The following is a 19522-nucleotide window of genomic DNA, read 5'->3' as shown; positions in this document are numbered from 1 at the left end:
AGGCCCCCTTGCTGCTCCAGATTGTCCATGACCATCCGCCGCATGACGCCCGACGACGTCCACGCCGCCAGCGCTGTCTGCCTGGACGCGTTCACCGTTGCCGTGGCCCCGACGCTGTCCGCGCAGGGCATCGCCACCTTCGCCGGCGTCGCCTCGGCCGCCGCGTTCGCCATCCGCCTGCAGGGCGACAACATCCTCCTGGTCGCAGTCGACGCGGGCGCGATACGTGGCGTGGCCGAACTCAAGGAAGGGCGGCACGTGGCGATGCTGTTCGTGGCGCCGGACGGCCAGCAGCGCGGTATCGGCCGCGCGTTGATGACCGCCCTGTTGGCGCATGCGCGTGCACCGCTGATCACCGTCAGTGCGTCGCTGACCTCGGTGCCTGCCTATGCCCGCTACGGGTTCGTCTGCGCGGGTGAGGTGGCCACGGCATCCGGTCTGGTCTACCAGCCCATGCACAAGCCGCACGACGTCGCGGCACCGGTGGAGTGATCCGGATGCGGACGCTCGCGTTGCTGGAGGGCTGCTGTGCCACCTGTGGACACGTGTTCGCGCATCCCGCGCTGGGTGACCATGTGTATGGCGAGGCACTGCTGTGCAGCGCCGATGGCCGGCATTTCGCGGTGGCGAACGCCTTCGATGCGTTGCCCCAGCGCGTGGCGGCCCTGTTGCCGGACGGCGCGGACGCACGCTTCTGGCCGGTGCTGGCGGCGCTGGCCAATCCCATCGAGGGCCAGCGGCTGGTGCACGGCCTGCGCTGCCCGCAGTGTGGTGGATCGCAGCTTCGCTACCGCGACGGCGATCGCCTCGGAGCACAGCCGGTGGCCGACGCCGGATTCGGTGCAGCGATGGCCCTGACCGACGTCGAGCTGCAGGCGGCCATCCGGCGCCACGTCGCGGCGTAGCGCAGGCTACCCACGGCGCGGCTTTTCAGCGATGCTCTGCGCTGGACAGGGGGCGACATGGACAACAGGGATCAGGGCCGCACCGACGGCGACATGCCGGCCATCGCGCCGCCGGGCGAGGCGCCGACCGACTGGTCGGTGCTGCCGGTGGTGCACGGCAGCGAAGACTCGGTGGTGATGGTGCTGTGGCGGCTGCTGCGGCAGGAACCGGCCCTGATTGTCAGCGCCGGTTACGTGCTGCTGTCGCTGCTGGGCCTGTGGTCGAGCTACTTCTTCTATCTGCGCTTTGAACTGTCGATTCTCGATTACCTGCAGATCAGCGATTTTCTGGTGGCAGGGCTGCGCGATCCGGCGTACGCCGTGATCCTCGGCGGCGGTATCGCACTGGCCATCGTGGTGGGCTGGCCGGATACGCTGCGCCGGCGCAACCCGGCCAAGGTGGAGGCGCTGCGTGCGCGGCATTGGGGCTGGCGGATAGTGTTCTCGCGTACGCCGCTGACCAGTTGGGATGTTTCCGGCATGCGTCCGTTGACCGGGTTGTGCACGGCGGTGGCGTTCTTCATGGCGCTGGGCGCGGCGATCTATTCGCTGGACAAGGCCGAAGGCATCCGCAACGAAGGGCGGGGCAACAGAGTAACCGTCCAGCTCACTGGCGATGCGGCCGCCCTGAAGGGCGACGCACGTCTGCTCGGCAGCAGCAGCGCGTTCGTGTTCCTGTGGTGGCCGCAACAGCATCGCGCGGAGGCCGTGCCGATCTCGGCGATCAAGCGCATGCAGGCGGCCGTGGTGGTGCCCAAGGCCGTTGCCGCGCCCAAACCGGCGCCTGCGGCGCGATGAGCGCGCCAGGGTCGCGTCGTTCACGGCCGCCGTTGTGGGGGTGGCTGGATGGACTGGGCAAGGTGCTGGTGGTGCTGCTGCCGGGCGCGTATCTGCTGGGGCGTACCTGCGAGGCGGCGTACTGGGCTGGCCTGGGGCTTGGCGACGGTCTGGTGGATCGCGGCGTCGAAGGGCTGGTGTATCGCGGGTTCCAGGTGGTCTGGTATACGGCCGCCGAGAGCATGAAGCTGCTTCCGGATACCGGCCTGTCGATGCCCTTGCCGGTGCTGCTGGTTGTCGCCGCGGTGCTGGGAGTGGTCCTCGGCATGGGCACCCTCATTTGCGTTGCTTGGCTGGTGCGCGTCCGCCGCCAGCCCTGGCTGCGTCGCCAGCGGGCGCGGCTGCGGATTGCGCGGCGCAGGCTGCGGCGTGAGGTCCGCGGCGAACGCTGGCTGAGCCGGCGTGAGTTCGGCCGGGTGATGGCCGTTACAGATACGCTGGATCGCCGCGTCAGGTGGTTCGGTCTGCTGCTCGTCGGCTGGGTGGTGCTGGTGCTGGCTCCGGTATGGGGCCACGTGGCAGGCACGCAGCTGGCCCGGCAGACCGACCAGCGCTATCGCCTGTGGAGCGCGCCGGACAACCAGAAGCGGGCGTTCACCCTGGTCCATCTGAAAACGCCGCCGCACCCCGCGCAGGACGCGATGCTGCTCGAGTGCGGCAGCCGCTGGTGCGTGTACTTCAACGGCATGGACTTCGTGGCCGTGGCCCCTGACCAGATCGAACGCCTGCAGGGGTGCCTGCGCATCGAAGCGCTGTCGGCCGGCGGGCTGGCGTGCAACAACAAGGCACTGCCCGCGGCGCGGTGATCCGCGCTGCGACGGCAACAGGCCGTCGCAGCGGCCTCCCGCGCTAGGCCAGGGTGCGCACCTTGGGTTCGCGCGCCCACTGGCGGGTGGCGGCAGCGGCGATGAAGCCGGCCGTATCCTCGGCCTCGACCACGCCGGCATCGTTGCCCACGCGCGCCGCCTTGAGCAGCGCCTGGGCCCCTTCATCGGCGGCGATGGCCTTCAGGTGGGCCCAGGCATCGGCCACAAAGTCGATGGCCGCCGACTCCTTCGACAGGCGCTTGGCCGCGTCGGCGCTGAGCACCACCGCCACGGCATCGAACACCACCGAGGGCGTGCCGGCGAGCTGGCCATCGGCCGGCTGCAGCTTGCCATCGCTGAGCGCTCCACCGCCGATCTTCGGTGCCACCAGTTTGATGCTGGCCCCCGCCTTGGCCGCTGCCTTGCGCAGGGCATTGATCACGCCGGCATCGGAGCCCTGGTCGAACAGGATGCCGATGCAGCGTCCCTTGAGGATGTCCCGGTTACGGCCGATCACACGTACTTCGGGCGCAGCGGGAAGGTCCTGTGCGGGCGTTGCCGTGGCGGCGGGGTCGGGCAGGCTTGGCATCCCAAGGCCGGCCGCGACCCGCTTGGCCAGCCCGTCGTCGATGTTGCGCAGGTGGCTTACCGTGCGGTCGCGGATGCGGGCCGTCTCCACCTTGGACAGTTCGAACACCAGCGCCGAGGCGAGATGCGCCTGCTCCGGCGCTTCCAGGCTGCGGAAGAACATCCGCGCCTGGCTGTAGTGGTCGGCAAAACTCTCGGCACGCACGCGGCCCTTGCGGCCATCATCCGGCGCGGTGGCATGGCTGGGGAACCCGTCAGCGCTTTCGCGCGGGCTGTCCTCCTGCAGCGAGCTCGGCTCGTACGCCACCCGGCCCTTGGGTACGGCCATCTGCATATGCCCGTCGCGCTGGTGGTTGGCGAACGGGCATTTCGGGGTGTTGATCGGAATCTGGTGGAAGTTCGGGCCACCCAGCCGGCTCAGCTGCGTATCCAGGTAGGAGAACAGGCGGCCCTGCAGCAGCGGGTCGTTGCTGAAGTCGATGCCCGGCGGCACGTTCGCCGGGCAATACGCCACCTGCTCGGTTTCCGCGAAGAAGTTGTCCGGCCACCGGTCCAGCACCATGCGCCCGATCACCGTCAACGGCACCAGCGACTCCGGAATGATCTTGGTCGGGTCGAGGTGGTCGAACGGGAACGCATCGGCCTCCTCCTCGGTGAACAGCTGCACCGCCAGTTCCCACTCGGGGAAGTCGCCGGCGCTGATCGACTCGAACAGGTCGCGCCGGTGGAAGTCGTTGTCCGCGCCCTGCAGCTTGACCGCTTCATCCCACACCGTGGACTGCAGCCCCAGCTTGGGACGCCAATGGAACTTGACGAACGTGGACTCGCCGGCATCGTTGAGCAGGCGGAAGCTGTGGATGCCGAAGCCCTCGATCATGCGCAGCGAGCGTGGGATGGCGCGGTCGCTCATCGCCCACATGATCATGTGCATCGATTCGGGCATCAGCGAGATGAAGTCCCAGAACGTGTCATGCGCGCTGGCTGCCTGCGGGAAGGCGCGATCCGGTTCCATCTTCACCGCATGGATCAGGTCGGGGAACTTGATCGCGTCCTGGATGAAGAACACCGGGATGTTGTTGCCGACCAGGTCCCAGTTGCCTTCGCGGGTGTAGAACTTGACCGCGAAACCGCGCACGTCGCGCGGCGTGTCCACCGAGCCGGCGCCACCGGCCACGGTGGAAAAACGGGTAAACACCGGCGTGCGTACGCCCACCTCGCTCAGCACCCGCGCGCGGGTGTAGTCGCCCAGCGAACGGGTCAGTTCGAAGTAGCCGTGGGCCGCACTGCCGCGGGCGTGCACGATGCGTTCGGGAATGCGTTCGTGGTCGAAGTGGGTGATCTTCTCGCGCAGGATGAAATCTTCCAGCAGCGTCGGCCCGCGTGGCGTGGCACGCAGCGAATTCTGGTTGTCGGCGACCGGAATGCCCTGCGCGGTGGTCAGCGTGGGATGGCTGCCGCCCGCGCGCTGGTGGAGTTCATCGCCTGCGCCGCGCGTATCGGTCGAGGGAGGGGCGGGCTTGCGGGGCTTGCTGGTGGCCATGAGGCACTCCGGGCTGGCGGTGGGGCAACGCCTCACACTGGCAACCCGGGCGTTAACCAGCAGTGCGAAAAAGAGGCGGGGCATGCACCCGCGCTTCACGCGCCGGGTATCCTTGGCGCGTGTTCCTTCCCAGCCTGCCGTGCCATGCGCGTTGAACCCGCCGACATCGAAGCCCTGTTCGACGCGATCCCGGACGTGTTGTTCTTCATGAAGGACCGCCAGGGCCGCTACACGCACATCAACCAGACGATGCTGCGGCGGTTGGGGCTGAAATCGCGCAAGGAGGTGATCGGCCGCACCGCCGCGGAGATCTACCCGACCGGGCTGGGCGCCGACTACGCCTCCCAGGACGAACAGGTGCTGGCCGGCAAGGCGATCGAGAACCTGATGGAACTCCACCTGTTCGCCAACCGTGAGCCGGGCTGGTGCCTGACCTGCAAGCGTCCGCTGCTGGTGGACGGGCAGGTGCAGGGGCTGATCGGGATTTCGCGCGACCTGGGCCAGAAGGACAGCCTGGGTACCCAGTACGAGCAGCTGCGCCTGGCGCTGGCGCATCTGAATGCGCATTACGCCGAGAACGTGCGGATGCAGACGCTGCTGGACATCACCGGCTTCTCGCTGTCCAAGCTCGAACGCACGTTCCGCAAGGTGTTCCAGATGACCCCGCAGCAGGTGCTGACCCGCCTGCGCATCCAGATGGCGGTGCATCTGCTGCATGGTCCGGACACCATCGCCAGCATCGGCCAGGCCTGCGGCTTCACCGACCAGAGCGCGTTCACGCGCAAGTTCAAGGCCGAGGTGGGGGTGTCGCCGCGCGGCTACCGCGCCCAGATCGGCGAACGCGGCGAGGGCTGAGCCCGCCGCCGCGGCCACTGGAAGCGGCGGTCAGACCGCCCTTGCGGTGATCGGCAGGCCGAGTTGGTGCTGATGGATGATGCCCCACTGGGGGTGCTCGGCATCATGCAGCCGGATATCGGTGAAGCCTGCTTCGCCCAGCCAGCGGATCAGGTCACGGTAGGCATACACCCTCAGTTCCAGGGTCGAGCCATCGCCCCCGTGGAAGCACAGGTTGGAGAAGCGCTGCTCCCTGCCGTCGGCGGTGACGTTGACCAGGATGCGATCCGCGCCTTGCCCTTCGATGCGGTACTCGTGCAGGTCCGGGTAGTGCTCCAGGGTGGTGTCCTGGACGCCGTACGGCACGGTCAGTGCAAGCAGGCCACCGGGTTTGAGCACGGCACGCAGGTTCTGCAGCGCCCGCAGGCAGGGGCCATCCACATGCTCGAGCACATCGGAACTGACCACGAAGTCGTGCCTGCCCAGGTAGTGCGCGGCCGGTGCGCGGATGTCCAGCAGCGGCTCGGTATGGAAGAAGGTATTGGTGTAGTCGTATTTGCGGTTCAGCGCGCTCGCATAGACCGGCGCATCGCTCATCCCCAGCCCGGTGATGGAACGGCGCTTCGGGATGCGCTCCAGCACGCGGATCTGGCCGTCGCCGTCCAGTTCGCATTGCAGGGCCGCCATCAGCGCACGGAAGCGCAGGGTCGAACCGCATACCGTACAACTGCGCGTCTCCCGATCCGACAGCGCCTGGCGGGACGCGGCAAGGGCGAAACCGCAGATGTTGCAGGCCGGCCTTTCCGGGGTCGGCGCCTTGACCGGGATGGCATGGGCGCGGAGGGATGACACTGCTTGCCGGGCAATGCGTCGAACGGCGTCGTGCATGCGGACTCTCGATGAGGAACCTGCCGAGTTTAACGCGCCTGGGCCCTGTACCGCCGCCGGTCAGCGCCTGCCGATGGGCGGCCGGCCCGGTCTTCCGGCCTATCCCGTCGCGTCGCCGGACGCGGTATCGTGTCGCACTTGTTGCCCGCCAAGCGATCCCGATGCCCGCATCTCCGACTCCGGCTCCCGCCACTTCTCCCGCCAACGCCCGTCTGGGCCACGCGCTCAAACCCCGCCAGCTGATCATGATGGGGCTGGGCAGCGCGATCGGCGCTGGCCTGTTCCTCGGCTCCGGCGTGGGCGTGCAGGCCGCCGGGCCGGCGGTGCTGCTGTCGTACCTGGTGGCCGGTGCGCTGGTGATCATCGTGATGAATGCGCTGGGCGAAATGGCGGCGGCCAAGCCGACCAGCGGCGCATTCTCGGTGTACGCCGCCGACGCGATGGGCGCCACCGCCGGCGCCACGGTGGGCTGGCTGTGGTGGGTGCAGCTGGTGATCGTGATCGCCGCCGAAGCGGTCGGTGCGGCGGGGTTGCTGGCCACGGTCTGGCCCGCGATCCCGGTGCCGATGGCGGCGCTGGCGTTCATGCTGTTCTTCACCGCGATCAACCTGCTGGGCGTGAAGAATTTCGGCGAATTCGAGTTCTGGTTCGCCATCCTCAAGGTGGTGGCGATCGTGGCCTTCATCCTGATCGGCGCGGCGCTGCTGCTGGGCTGGCTGCCCAACGTGACCTCGCCGGGCCTGAGCAATTTCACCGCCCACGGCGGCTTCGCGCCCAAGGGGCTGGCGGGCGTCGGCGCGGCATTGCTGGTGGTGGTGTTCGCCTTCGGTGGCACCGAAATCGTGGCGGTGGCCGCAGCGGAAACCGAAGACCCCGAACGCAGCATCGCGCGTGCGATCCGCACCGTGGCCTGGCGCATCCTGGTGTTCTACATCGGTTCGCTGAGCGTGATCATCGCCGTGGTGCCGTGGACCAGCGAGCTGCTCAAGTCGCCGTTCGCGGCGGTGCTGGAGGTGGCCAAGATTCCCGGTGCGGCCACCGCCATCACCCTGATTGCGGTGATCGCGCTGTTGTCCGCGCTCAATGCCAATCTGTATGGCGCCTCGCGCATGATGTTCTCGCTGGCGCAGCGCCGCGAAGCGCCGGCCGTGCTCGGCTGGACCGATCCGCGCCAGGTCCCCATCATCGCGGTGCTGGCCAGTGTGCTGTTTGGCTTCGCGGCCACGGTGATGGAACTGCTGTTCCCGGAGCGGGTGCTGCCGGTGCTGCTCAACATCGTTGGCTCGACCTGCCTGCTGGTGTGGACGATCTCGCTGCTGTCGCAGCTGATCCTGCGCCACCGCGCCAACCGTGACGGCACCCGCCTGCCGTTCCGCATGGCGGGCTATCCGTACCTGACCGTGCTCGGCCTGGGCGTGCTGGCGCTGATCTTCGGCCTGCTGCTGTCCGAAGCGCACACCCGCCTGCAGTTCCTGTCGATGGCGGCGCTGACCGCGGTGATCGCGATCAGCAGCGAAGTGGCACGCCGCGTGCGCGCCAACCGCCCGGCCGACTGACCGGCACGACCGGGGCATCGCCACAACAGAAACGGCCCGCTTGCGCGGGCCGTTTTTCATTGCATCCGGGCAGGGAGGCTTAGACCTCCACGCCCTCGTCTTCCTTGTACGCATCGACCGGGATGCAGGCGCACATCACGTTCTTGTCGCCGTAGACGTTGTCCACGCGTGCCACCGGCGGCCAGTACTTCTGCTGGCGCAGGCTGGCCAGCGGGAACGCCGCCAGTTCGCGCGGGTAGGCGTGCGACCACTCGCTGGCCGACACCGCCGTGGCGGTGTGCGGTGCGTTCTTGAGCGGGTTGTCCTCGCGGTCCAGACGGCCGTCTTCGATCGCGGCGATTTCCTCGCGGATCTGGATCATCGCGTTGATGAAGCGATCCAGTTCGTGCAGCGATTCGCTTTCGGTCGGTTCCACCATCAGCGTGCCGGCGACCGGGAAGCTCAGGGTCGGGGCGTGGAAGCCGAAGTCGATCAGGCGCTTGGCCACGTCCTCGGCGGCGATGCCGGAGGTCTTCTCCAGCGGGCGCACGTCCAGGATGCACTCGTGCGCCACCAGCCCGTTGCGGCCGGTGTACAGGGTCTTGAAGTGCGGGGCCAGGCGCTTGGCGATGTAGTTGGCGTTGAGCAGCGCGACCTGGGTCGCCTTGCGCAGGCCGGCGGTGCCCATCAGGGTGATGTACATCCAGCTGATCGGCAGGATCGAGGCGCTGCCGAAGCTGGCCGCGCTGACCATGCCCACATCGCCTTCGCCGCCCAGCACCTTGGGCAGGAACGGTGCCAGGTGCGATTTGACCGCGCACGGGCCCACGCCCGGGCCGCCGCCGCCGTGCGGAATGCAGAAGGTCTTGTGCAGGTTCAGGTGCGACACGTCCGAGCCCCACTTGCCGGGCTTGGCCACGCCGACCAGGGCGTTCATGTTGGCACCGTCGGTGTACACCTGGCCGCCGTGCTTGTGGATGATCTCGCAGATCTCGACGACCTCCTCCTCGAACACGCCGTGCGTGGACGGGTAGGTGATCATCAGCGCGGCCAGGCGGTCGCTGTACTTCTCCGCGTTGACACGAATGTCCTCGAGGTCGACGTTGCCGTTGGCATCGGTCTTGGTCACCACCACCTTCATGCCGCACATCTGCGCGGAGGCCGGGTTGGTGCCGTGCGCCGAATCGGGGATCAGGCACACGTCGCGGTGGTCATCGCCGCGCGAGCGGTGGTAGGCGCGGATCGCCAGCAGGCCGGCGTACTCGCCCTGTGCGCCGGAGTTCGGCTGCAGGCTGACCGCGTCGTAGCCGGTGCACTCCACCAGCATCGCTTCCAGGCCGTCGATCAGTTCCTTGTAGCCGGTGGCCTGGTCGGCCGGGGCCAGCGGATGGATGTTGGCGAACTCCGGCCAGGTCACCGGAATCATCTCGGCGGTGGCGTTGAGCTTCATGGTGCAGCTGCCCAGCGGGATCATGGTGCGATCCATCGCCAGGTCCTTGTCCGCCAGCGAACGCAGGTAGCGCAGCAGTTCGTGTTCGCTGTGGTGGGTGTTGAACACCGGGTGGGTCAGGAACGCGCTGGTGCGCACCAGGCCGGCCGGCAGTGCATCGGCGGTGGCGGCGTCGAGCGCGTCCACGTCGACGTTGGCACCGAACAGCTGGCCGAGCGCGACGATGTCGGCGCGGGTGGCGGTTTCATCCAGGCTGATGCCGACCGCTTCGCTGTCGATCGCGCGCAGGTTGATGCGGGCGGCGGCGGCCTTGGCGTGGATCGCCTTGGCGTCGATGTCCTTGATGTGCAGCGTATCGAAGAAGTGTTCGCCGACGTTGACGCCGGCGCCGCGCAGCGCGGCGGCCAGGATGCTGGCCAGGCGATGCGTGCGGCGGGCGATGCGGGTCAGGCCGTCCGGGCCGTGGTACACGGCATACATCGAGGCCATCACCGCCAGCAGCACCTGCGCGGTACAGATGTTGGAGGTGGCCTTCTCGCGGCGGATGTGCTGCTCGCGGGTCTGCAGGGTCAAACGGTAGGCCGCATTGCCCTGTGCATCGACGGAAACACCGATCAGGCGACCCGGCATCGAGCGCTTGTAGGCATCGCGGCAGGCCATGAACGCCGCGTGCGGGCCGCCGAAACCGAACGGCACGCCAAAGCGCTGCGAGTTGCCGACCACGATGTCCGCGCCCCATTCGCCGGGGGCGGCGATCAGGGTCAGGGCGAGCAGGTCGGTGGCCACGGCCACCAGGCCGCCACGGGCGTGCACGGCGTCGGCCAGCGCCTTGTAGTCGCCGATATGGCCGAAGGTGTCCGGGTACTGCAGCAGCACGCCGTAGGCCTCCGCTTCCAGCGCCTCGGCCGGGGTGCCCACGCGCAGCACGATGCCCAGCGGTTCGGCGCGGGTGCGCAGCAGTTCCAGCGTCTGCGGGTGCACGGCGTCGTGCACGAAGAAGGTGTCGGACTTGGACTTGGCCGAGCGCTTGGCCAGCGTCATCGCTTCGGCGGCCGCAGTGGCCTCATCGAGCAGCGAGGCGTTGGCGATTTCCATGCCGGTCAGGTCGGCGCACAGGGTCTGGAAGTTGATCAGCGCTTCCATGCGGCCCTGCGAGATCTCGGCCTGGTACGGGGTGTAGGCGGTGTACCACGCCGGGTTTTCCAGCACGTTGCGCAGGATCACGTTCGGGGTGAGCGTGCCGTAGTAGCCCTGGCCGATGAAGGTGCGGAACACCTGGTTCTTGTCGGCGATGGCGCGGATCTTGGCCAGCGCCTGCACTTCGGTCAGCGAGTCGGGCAGGGCCAGCGGTGCCGGCGACTTGATCCCGGCCGGGACGATCGCATCGGTCAGCGCGTCCAGCGAGGCGTGGCCAACCACGTCGAGCATCTGCGCGATTTCGGCGTCGTTGGGGCCGATGTGGCGTTCGACGAACGCGTGGCTGTGTTCAAGCTCGCGCAGGGAGGGAGTGTTCTGGGACATGGCTGGCATCCAAAAGAGTGGGCACGCACGTTCGGAAGGCGGCCGGGCCGTGGCGCGAACAAGCGCGATCCACCGGACCCTGCGGTCTTCCTGGGTGCCCCTCTGTCCTTTTGCCTGAGAGTTTAAAAGCGCGCGTCTGCGTGCTTCGTGCCCCTTCGGCGCCGGCACTCGCCGGTCTCTCCAGAGTTTTGGTGCGGGTGGTATCGGGCCTGAGCGATTACGGGCGTTGCGCCTTCGGCAGCGGTTGATTCAAACAACTGTCCGCTTCTCCCACCATGTAGCCCGGCGATTATAGCCCAGCGGCCTGATCCGCTGCGTCCCTACGCCACATGAATACGGGGTGGTATGGGCGCAGGGAGGGGCGCCGCAGCGATGGTGCCCGGCGGCACAAAGGCCTATCATCACCGGATCCTCGTATTCATCTGGCGCCGCCCGTTCCGGGCTGGCGCCCGCCGTGCGTTCGCGCATGGCCCAGACGGAAGACCGCATGACGCCCGCCTCGCCCTCGACCCGCCGCCTGGCCCTGCTGCTCGCAGGCCTGGCGATGTTCGGTCCGTTCTCGATCGACACCATCTTCCCGGCCTTCCTGCTGCTTGGCGAACGCATGCAGGTGGACCAGGTCGCGGTGCAGCAGACCATCAGCGTGTACCTGCTGTTCTACGGCCTGATGAGCCTGGCGCACGGCCCGTTGTCGGATGCGTTCGGCCGCAAGCGGGTGATCATCGGCGGGCTGGTGCTGTTCATTGCCGCCTCGGTCGGCTGCGCGCTGTCGCGCGACATGACCACGCTGCTGGTGTTCCGTGCCCTGCAGGGCGTGACCGCCGGTGTTGGCGTGATCGTGGGCCGCGCGGTGATCCGCGATCTGTACCACGGCGCGGACGCGCAGCGGCTGATGAGCCAGGTGTCGATGATCTTCGGCGTGGCCCCGGCGATCGCGCCGATCATCGGCGGCTGGATCCTGCTCGGCGGCGGCGACTGGCCACTGATCTTCTGGTTCCTGGTGGTGTTCGCGGTGGTGCTGCTGCTGGCCACCGGCAAGTGGCTGCCGGAAACCCACCCGGTGCAGGCGCGCACGCCGCTGTCGATGCGCGCGCTGCTGCGCAGCTATGCGCGCATGGGCTCGCACCCGCGGCTGCTGCGGCTGGCCGCCGCAGGCGCGTTCAATTTCTCCGGCATCTTCCTGTACATCGCCTCGGCGCCGGTGTTCGTGATGCAGCACCTGAAGCTGGGCGAGGGCGGCTTCGCGTGGCTGTTCATTCCCACCATCGGCGGCATGACGATGGGGTCGTTCCTGTCCGGGCGCATGGCCGGCCGGGTGGTGGCGCAGCGGCAGATCGCGATCGGCTTCGGCCTGTGCGCGCTGTCGGCGCTGCTCAATCTGGCCTACGTGCTGTCGGTGCCGCAGATTGCCCTGCCGTGGGCGGTGCTGCCGATCTTCCTCGGTGGCGTCGGCATGGCGCTGATCTTCCCGATCCTGGCGCTGGCGGTGCTGGACATGTATCCGCAGCAGCGCGGTCTGGCCTCGTCGATGCAGATGTTCATCCAGTTGATGATCAACACCGTTGTCGCCGGCGTGGTGTCGCCGATGCTCAGCGGCAACCCGCTGCATCTGGCACTGGGCTATGCCGGCTTCTTCGCCATCGGTGCGACATTCTGGTACTGGGAGCGGCATTGCGAGCGTCGCCGCGAGGCCCTGCTGCCACCGCAATGACGCGGGCGGCACGCCACGGTTGCGTCGCACGCAACCGTAGCGTCGCCGGCATTGCCAGGCCGCGCGTGCCGGGTATCCTGTGCGCTCGCCAGCCAGTTCGTTCCCTACGACAGCCAATACGTTCCCCTGCGGACCCCCACGTCCGCCGCTCTTCAGGGTGATTGCATGGCTGCACAGCAGACCTACCGCCTGTTCGATGTCGCGCTCAAGCAGCGCGTATCGCTTTCTCCTTCGCTGACCCGGCTGGTCTTCGCCGCGCCCGATGTGGCGAACATGAAGACCGAGGGCCCGGACCAGCGCATCAAGGTGTTCTTCCCGCTGCCCGGCCAGGCCGCGCCCGTCGTACCGCAGGGCGAGGACTGGTATGCGCGGTACCGCGCGCTGCCCGACGACCAGCGGGCGCCGATGCGGACCTACACGATCCGCGCGCTGCGCCCGGAGGCCGGCGAAGTCGATGTCGATTTCGTGCTGCATGGCGAGACCGGTCCGGCATCGCGCTGGGCCACCCACGCGCGGATCGGCGACCGGGTCAGTCTGCTCGCCCCGGATGCGCAGGTGCAGGCCAGCAGCGAGGGCTACGAATGGAAGCCGCCGGCGCAGGTGCGGCGGGTGCTGCTGGTGGCCGACGGCACCGCGCTGCCGGCCGCAGCCGGGATCCTGGAGGCACTGGCGCAGTGGCCGCGGCCGCCGGAGGTGCAGGCATTCCTGGAGGTGGAGCAGGAAGCGGACGTGCTGCCGCTGCAGGCCCCGACGGGCGCCCAGCTGTTCTGGCTGGCGCGCGACGGCGCCGCGCATGGCCAGCGGCTGCAGGAGGCGGTCCGTGCGCGGATCGGCCCGGTCGGGCCGCGTACCGGCGACCAGGAACTGGCCGACATCGACATTGACCAGGACATCCTCTGGGAGCAGGCCAGCACCGACGGCCAGGGACTGTACGCCTGGGTGGCCGGTGAGGCCGGGGCAGTGATGGCGATCCGCCGCCACCTGGTGAAGGAGTGCGGGATCGACAAGCGCGCGGTCACGTTCATGGGCTACTGGCGGCAGGGCAAGGTCCTGGACTGACCGGCCTGCGGGCGTGGGCACGGGTCGCGTGCGGCCCGTGCGGTATCCTTTGCGCTTTCACGCAGTCCGGAAGTCCCCCGATGTCGACCACCTCCAAACTGCGCCGCGACATCCGCCGGCGCCGCGAAACCCAGGCCGCCAACCGTGAGCAGGCCCAGGCCTCCCCGGTCGAGCCGCATGCCGAACTGCGCGACCAGCAACGCACGCTGCTGGCCGGGATCGTGCGCCGCGACGGCGAGTGGGTGCTGGGCATGGATGGCCGCATCGCCGGCCAGACCGCGAGTGCCGCGCGCGTGCTGGCGCTGATCATGCAGGCCGCCGAACTGCACGAGCGCCAGGGCACCCCTGTGCGGCTGGTGTACTCGGACGCGTTGAAGGATGCCGCCCATGCCGAGGCCAAGGCCGACGGCAAGGATTTCGACCAGTACAAGCTGGACTTCGCCGCCAGCCTGAAGGCATCCGCGCAGGCCTGAGCAACGGCCAGCACAATGCGCGCTCTGGGCGGTTCCAGGTGCAGCGGCGGCGGGTCGGTCGAGCGCTGGGCGACGATGCCCTTGTAGGCGAATGTCCCCCGGCGTCGGCCTGCGGCCGTCGCCTCCTCCTTTACTTCGCCCACAAGGGCATCGCCGCCCACGTATCCAGGCCACTGGCGCCTCAGAAGCGTCTGGCTTTCCTGCGCTTACCGTAAGCCGGTCGCAACGGGGGCCCCCCAACGTCTGCGGTGCGCCAGAACGGAGCCGCTGTCAGATGTCACCGCGAGCCTGCATTCCAGGCCGCATGCAGCGCGCACTGGACGGTTCCGGGCGCAGCGGCGGGCGGGTCGAGCGCTGGGCGGCGATGCCCTTGTCGGCGAATGTCCCCCGGCGTCGGCCTGCGGCCGTCGCCTCCTCCTTTACTTCGCCCACAAGGGCATCGCCGCCCACGTGCCCAGGCCACTGGCGCCTCAGAAGCGTCTGGCTTTCCTGCGCTCACCGTAAGCCGAGCCACGTTGCGGCCGGCGGGTCCCAGGGCAAAGTAAAGGAGGAGGCCGTCGCCGCCAGGCGGCGGCCGGGGGACATTTGCCCAGGGGCCTGCCGGTCGCAACGGGGCCCCCAACGTCTGCGGTGCGCCAGAACGAAGCCGCTGTCAGATGTCACCGGGAGACGAACCAAAAAAAACCGGCCTTGCGGCCGGTTCTTTTTTTATCGCATTGCTGCTCAGTGGGCTGCGGGAGCCGCTGCTGCCGGCTTGGCCGCGGCGGTGGCCGCAGGGGCCTGCCAACCGCACATCTGGCCCTGGTTCTGCTGCTTCAGCCACTCGTTGACCGGGCTGAAGTACTCGATCATCGGGCCGGCATCGAGCTTGTCGCCGCCGGTGATTTCCTTCAGCGTGGCCTGCCACGGCTGGCTGGCGCCCTTGCTCAGCATCGCCCAGAACTTCTGCCCGGCTTCCTTGTTGCCGTAGAAGCTGCACTGGTGCAGCGGGCCCTTGTAGCCGGCCGCGTCGCACAGGCCCTTGTAGAACTGGAACTGCAGGATGCGCGCCAGGAAGTAGCGCGTGTACGGCGTATTGCCCGGCACGTGGTACTTGGCGCCCGGATCGAAGAACTCCTCACCGCGTGCGCTGGCCGGGGCCACGCCCTGGTACTTGGCCTTCAGGTCCCACCAGGCCTGGTTGTAGTGGTCCGGCGTGATCGAGCCGTCGAACACGCCCCAGCGCCAGCGGTCGATCATCAGGCCGAACGGCAGGAACGACACGCCGCTCAGGGCCATGCGCATCTGCGCGTTGATGGTCGCCTCGCGACTTTCCTGCGGCTTGTCGACCAGGCCGATCGAGTTGAGGTACTGCGGCGTCATCGCCAGCACGATGGTGTCGCCGATCGCCTCATGGAAGCCATCGTTGGCCCCGCCCTGGAACAGCGGCGGCAGCGGGTTGTAGGCCAGGTCGTAATAGATGTGGCCCAGCTCGTGGTAGATCGTGGTGAACGTCTCTTCGTTCGGCTTGATGCACATCTTGGTGCGCACGTCGCCGTCCATGTTCATGTCCCACGCGCTGGCATGGCAGACCACATCGCGGTCCAGCGGCTTGATGAACTGGGTCTTGTCCCAGTACGACTTCGGCAGCGCCGGCATGCCGAGGGACACGTAGAAGTCCTGCGCGCGCTCGGTCATCTGCTTGGCGGTACGCAGCTCGGCGTCACGCTGCGCCTTGAACTGCGCTTCGACGCTGGCACTGTTGCCGCCGGCCTTGGCCAGCGCGCCGCTCAGGTTGGTCTGGTACTGCTTTTCCAGCGCAGCAGTGATGTCCAGGCTGCCGGCGCCCGGGTAGGGCTGCAGCTGGTCCCACAGGTTGGACCAGTCCTGCTGCCACATGTTGCCGAGCAGGTGCGCGGCGATCAGGCCGCCGTCCACTTCAGCCTTGTCCTTGCCATAGGTCGCGTCCAGCTTGGTACGCGCGTAGCAGTGCAGCTGCTCGTACATCGGCTTGACCTGCTCCCACAGGCGGTCGGTTTCCGGACCGATCTGCTCCGGCGGCATGTCATAGCCGCTGCGCCACATCTGGCCGGCATCGGCGAAGCCCATTTCCTTGGCGCCCTCGTTGACCAGGCCGACGAAGCGCTGGTAGTCCGCGCGCATCGGCTTGGTGGTGCCGTGCCAGCCCTGCCAGGCGTCCAGCTGCTGGTCGTAGTCGCGGCTGCGCGCCAGCACCTGTTCCAGATCGCCCAGCTGGCGGCAGCTTGCCGGGTCGGCAGCGTCGGTGCAGTACTTGCCTGCGCCGTACGCGCCTTCCATGCGGCTGGCGATGCGGGTCAGCTCGGACAGCTTGGCCGGATCGCGCGGGGCCGGCATCGAGGTCATCAGCTTGAGCAGGTGGATGGCGCGCTTGCTGTCCTCGGACATCGGCTGGCCGTCGAACGTGGCCGCCTGCGCGATCCAGCCGTTCAGCACGGTCAGCCAGCGCTCGTTGGCCTTGGCCGCCACGCGCTCGGAGTCGTCGTTGATGTAGGTCGAAGACAGCCACTGCGCCGAGGTCATTTCCGGGTACATGGCCTTGTACTCGGCATTGACCCGGGCAACGAACTGGTCCGCGGTCTCGGACGGGGTGGCGGTGCCCGCCGCCGGCGCATCGGCCGGGGACGGTTCCTTCTGGCAGGCCGCCAGCGTCAGTGCGGCAGCACCAACAGCCAGGGCCAGCAGGAGCGGGCGGTGGTTCACGGGGACATCCTTGGGTGGTGACAGACCGCCGAAGGCTAGTGAAGCGCCCGCCACACCGCAAGGGGCAGGGCAGCACGCCCTGCCCATTTCAACGTCATCACGACTCGCAGGCGGCGAACAGATCGCGGTCGCGTTCGTAGAGCGCGGTCCTGACCTGCATCAGGCCCAGCACCGACGGGAACAGGTTGTCGTGGTCGGCATAGGCGGTGGCACGCCTGCGCACGCAGGCCAGGTCCAGCCCCCGGTTGGCGGCGAACGCGGGCGAGAACCACATCGTCATCGGCACCCGGGTCTGCTCCTGCGGGGCGATCGCATACGGCACGCCATGCAGGTACAGGCCCTTCTCGCCCAGCGATTCGCCATGATCGGACAGGTAGATCATCGCGGTGTCGTAGTCGTCCATGCCCTGCAGCGTACCGATCGTGCGCGACAGCAGGTGATCGGTGTAGAGCAGCGCGTTGTCGTAGCTGTTGGTGATCTGCTCGCGGCTGCACCTGCCCAGGTCCGGCGTGTCGCAGGTGGGCGCGAAGCGGCGGAACCGGGCCGGGTAGCGCTCGTAGTAGCTCGGTCCGTGGTTGCCCAGCTGGTGCAGCACCACCACGCGGTCGCCCGGCCTGGCACGCACCTGCGCGGCCAGATTGTCGATCAGGATCTCGTCCATGCAGCGCCCGTTCGCGCACAGGGTCGGGTGCTTGGCATCGTCCAGCGCCTGCATCTCCAGGCCTTCGCAGACGCCCTTGCAGCCGGACTGGTTGTCGCGCCACAGCACGCCGATGCCGGCGCGATCAAGCACGTGCAGCAGCGACTGGTGCGCGCGGATCTTCTTCTCGTCGTAGTCGTGGCGGCCATAGGGCGAGAACAGGCAGGGCAGCGATACCTCGGTGCTGGTGCCGCAGGAATGCATGTCCGGGAAGTTGATGACGCTGGTCTGCGCCAGTTCCGGCGTGGTCTGCTTGGCGTACCCGTTGAGGCCCCAGTTCTGCGCACGCGCGGTTTCGCCCATCACGATCACCAGCAGCCGCGGACGGCTGCCGGCCGCGCGCGGCGTGGCCTTGGCATCGGTGCCGATCGGCAGCTTCGGCGCGCGCTGGATCGGGTTGTCGCCGCGCAGCGCCTTGGGCAGGCCGAGCAGGATATTGCCCGGCGTGGCCAGGTAACGCACCTCGCGCTGGTTGCGCATCAACGCCGACATTTCCTGGAACGACAGCATCGCCCCGCCGAACGCCACCACGGCCGACAGCAGCAGGAAGCCGGCGCGCCACAGCAGCGTGCGGCCCCAGCTGCGCCGGATCAGCTGCACCCGCCACACCACCGCCATCGGCAGGGCTGCCAGCAGCAGCAAGGGCGGCAGCATCGCCGGGGTCATCAGCTCGCGGCTCTCCTTGTGGTCGGTGGCCAGCACGTTGCGCAGCATGTCCGCATCCAGGTAGATGTGGTAGCTGCCCATGTAGTGCGCGGCCAGCGCGGTGCAGACCAGCAGCACGCCGACCACCACTTTGGCATTCCAGCGCCAGACCAGCAGCCCCATCAACAGGCAATGGGCGCCGACCAGGAACAACAGCAGCGACAGCGCGAAGCGCAGGCTGCCGGGGTGGGTGGCCATTGCGCTGTGCCAGAACAGGCCATTGCAGGCGACCGCGAAGAACAGGCTGGTCGCCGCGATCAGGGTCTCGGTGGACCACTGCGGGCGCCAGGCCAGCAGGTGCGACAGCGCCGGGAAACGCTGCGCGCGTGGAACCGATGCACTCATGCCTGCTCTCCCTGCAGTTGGAGCGTTCTGCGCGCATGGCGGCGCGCAGCGATGGTCTGGACACCCACGTAGAGACCCAGCGACACCATCCAGCAGGTGGTCACGGTCCACAGGTCGTGCGAGATGAAGTGCGCGCCCCGCAGCTGCTGTGACAGGCCGAACGTCGCTCCGGCCACCAGCCCCACCGCCAGACCACGCCAGCGCCACGCCGGAACGACCATCAGCGCGAAGAAGTACAGCGCCACCCAGGCGAAACCGGCGCTGGAATGGCCGGCAGGAAAACAGATGCCACGCGCCATGTCGTGCGGCCGTGAAGCGAACAGGCCGATGTACTCGCGGGCGCCGCCGTAGCGCGCCAGGTCCCACGGGCAGTCCATGTTGGTCAATGACTTCAGCAGCGACACCGCACCGGTTCCCAGCGCCACCGACAGCACCAGATACAGCAGGGGCCAGCGCCAGCGGGCCAGACGCGGTTGGCGCCAGGCATGGAAGCACGCCACGATGGCGATCAGTGCCGCCACGCTGCTGGCCCACTTGCCGCCGCGATGCACCAGATGCGTGGTGATCCAGGCGTTCTGCAGGGCCCACTGCTGGCCCTCCAGCCGATAGAACTGGTCGGCCAGCCACTGGTCGCCACCGGCACCCATCAGGACCATGCTGACGATCAGGGCGGCCAGCAGCGGGTACCAGAGATGGCGGCGAAGGAAGCCTGCCGACGCGCGCGCGCCGGCAAGCGGGTAGGGCAGGGAGGCGGTAAACGCAGGAGGCATGAGCGCGAGGGCCGGTGAAGGATGCGGCGTCATGGTCATCAGCGCGGTGTCGGAGCGCGGTCGGAGCAATGTTGGCCCCGGGTTAAATCGGGGCC

The 19522-nt window shown here is 68.3% G+C and carries 15 protein-coding genes and 1 riboswitch; of the genes, 9 read left to right on the top strand and 6 right to left on the bottom strand.

Translation table 11 applies throughout. From position 1 onward, the window contains the following. Positions 1-27 precede the first annotated feature (27 nt). From ACLB90_RS04405 to ACLB90_RS04390, 4 genes are read left to right on the top strand one after another with little or no spacing between them, the layout of a single operon-like run. Positions 28-492, top strand: coding sequence for a GNAT family N-acetyltransferase (locus ACLB90_RS04405; protein ID WP_411851787.1), 465 nt, complete (start codon positions 28-30; stop codon positions 490-492). 5 nt (positions 493-497) lie between these two features. Then, on the top strand, positions 498-905 hold the full coding sequence (locus ACLB90_RS04400) for a hypothetical protein (RefSeq protein WP_411851786.1): 408 nt from the start codon (positions 498-500) through the stop codon (positions 903-905). A 57-nt stretch (positions 906-962) separates the two neighbouring features. Continuing rightward, on the top strand, positions 963-1742 hold the full coding sequence (locus ACLB90_RS04395) for a hypothetical protein (RefSeq protein WP_411851785.1): 780 nt from the start codon (positions 963-965) through the stop codon (positions 1740-1742). Continuing rightward, complete coding sequence (locus ACLB90_RS04390; RefSeq protein ID WP_411851784.1) at positions 1739-2587, top strand: hypothetical protein; 849 nt, start codon at positions 1739-1741, stop codon at positions 2585-2587. The genes ACLB90_RS04395 and ACLB90_RS04390 overlap by 4 nt, the downstream gene beginning before the upstream one ends. 43 nt (positions 2588-2630) lie before the next feature. Here the strand turns inward: ACLB90_RS04390 and ACLB90_RS04385 are convergent, their stop codons facing one another. Then, a complete protein-coding gene (locus ACLB90_RS04385; protein WP_411851783.1) occupies positions 2631-4715 on the bottom strand; it encodes a catalase in 2085 nt (694 codons plus the stop codon). 144 nt (positions 4716-4859) lie between these two features. On the opposite strand from ACLB90_RS04385, the gene ACLB90_RS04380 reads away from it, so the two are divergent. Next, a complete protein-coding gene (locus ACLB90_RS04380; RefSeq protein WP_411851782.1) occupies positions 4860-5570 on the top strand; it encodes a PAS domain-containing protein in 711 nt (236 codons plus the stop codon). Between the two features lie 30 nt (positions 5571-5600). Here ACLB90_RS04380 and ACLB90_RS04375 read toward each other — a convergent pair whose 3' ends face one another. Beyond that, the gene (locus tag ACLB90_RS04375; protein WP_411851781.1) at positions 5601-6401 is read right to left on the bottom strand and encodes a class I SAM-dependent methyltransferase; all 801 of its coding nucleotides are present in this window, start codon (positions 6399-6401) and stop codon (positions 5601-5603) included. 197 nt (positions 6402-6598) lie between these two features. Here ACLB90_RS04375 and ACLB90_RS04370 point away from each other — a divergent pair, with 197 nt between their 5' ends. Beyond that, complete coding sequence (locus ACLB90_RS04370) at positions 6599-7993, top strand: amino acid permease (RefSeq protein WP_411851780.1); 1395 nt, start codon at positions 6599-6601, stop codon at positions 7991-7993. 79 nt (positions 7994-8072) lie between these two features. Here the strand turns inward: ACLB90_RS04370 and gcvP are convergent, their stop codons facing one another. Continuing rightward, positions 8073-10952: an aminomethyl-transferring glycine dehydrogenase gene (gene gcvP, locus ACLB90_RS04365; RefSeq protein ID WP_411851779.1), complete on the bottom strand. Its 2880-nt coding sequence runs from the start codon at positions 10950-10952 to the stop codon at positions 8073-8075. A gap of 83 nt (positions 10953-11035) precedes the next feature. Next, positions 11036-11137: riboswitch (glycine riboswitch) on the bottom strand. A 293-nt stretch (positions 11138-11430) separates the two neighbouring features. On the opposite strand from gcvP, the gene ACLB90_RS04360 reads away from it, so the two are divergent. From ACLB90_RS04360 to ACLB90_RS04350, 3 genes are all read left to right on the top strand, one after another. After that, positions 11431-12654, top strand: a complete 1224-nt coding sequence (locus ACLB90_RS04360; protein WP_411851778.1) for a multidrug effflux MFS transporter — start codon at positions 11431-11433, stop codon at positions 12652-12654. Between the two features lie 165 nt (positions 12655-12819). Further along, the gene (locus ACLB90_RS04355; protein ID WP_411851777.1) at positions 12820-13713 is read left to right on the top strand and encodes a siderophore-interacting protein; all 894 of its coding nucleotides are present in this window, start codon (positions 12820-12822) and stop codon (positions 13711-13713) included. Positions 13714-13793: 80 nt separating this feature from the next. Beyond that, the gene (locus ACLB90_RS04350) at positions 13794-14186 is read left to right on the top strand and encodes a hypothetical protein (protein ID WP_411851776.1); all 393 of its coding nucleotides are present in this window, start codon (positions 13794-13796) and stop codon (positions 14184-14186) included. Between the two features lie 723 nt (positions 14187-14909). Here the strand turns inward: ACLB90_RS04350 and ACLB90_RS04345 are convergent. The 3 genes from ACLB90_RS04345 to ACLB90_RS04335 all read right to left on the bottom strand — a co-directional run bounded on the left by ACLB90_RS04345 (position 14910) and on the right by ACLB90_RS04335 (position 19427). After that, positions 14910-16907, bottom strand: a complete 1998-nt coding sequence (locus ACLB90_RS04345) for a M2 family metallopeptidase (RefSeq protein WP_411851775.1) — start codon at positions 16905-16907, stop codon at positions 14910-14912. Between the two features lie 97 nt (positions 16908-17004). Then, positions 17005-18657: a phosphoethanolamine transferase gene (locus ACLB90_RS04340; RefSeq protein ID WP_411851774.1), complete on the bottom strand. Its 1653-nt coding sequence runs from the start codon at positions 18655-18657 to the stop codon at positions 17005-17007. Continuing rightward, positions 18654-19427: a phosphatase PAP2 family protein gene (locus tag ACLB90_RS04335; protein WP_411851773.1), complete on the bottom strand. Its 774-nt coding sequence runs from the start codon at positions 19425-19427 to the stop codon at positions 18654-18656. Before ACLB90_RS04335 ends, ACLB90_RS04340 begins: the two co-directional genes overlap by 4 nt. Positions 19428-19522: the final 95 nt, after the last annotated feature.

The sequence above is a fragment of the Stenotrophomonas sp. LGBM10 genome (genome assembly GCF_046736075.1).
GTDB lineage: Bacteria > Pseudomonadota > Gammaproteobacteria > Xanthomonadales > Xanthomonadaceae > Stenotrophomonas.
Note: the sequence above shows the minus strand (reverse complement) of the source record. Positions and strands in the feature narration are given on the sequence as shown.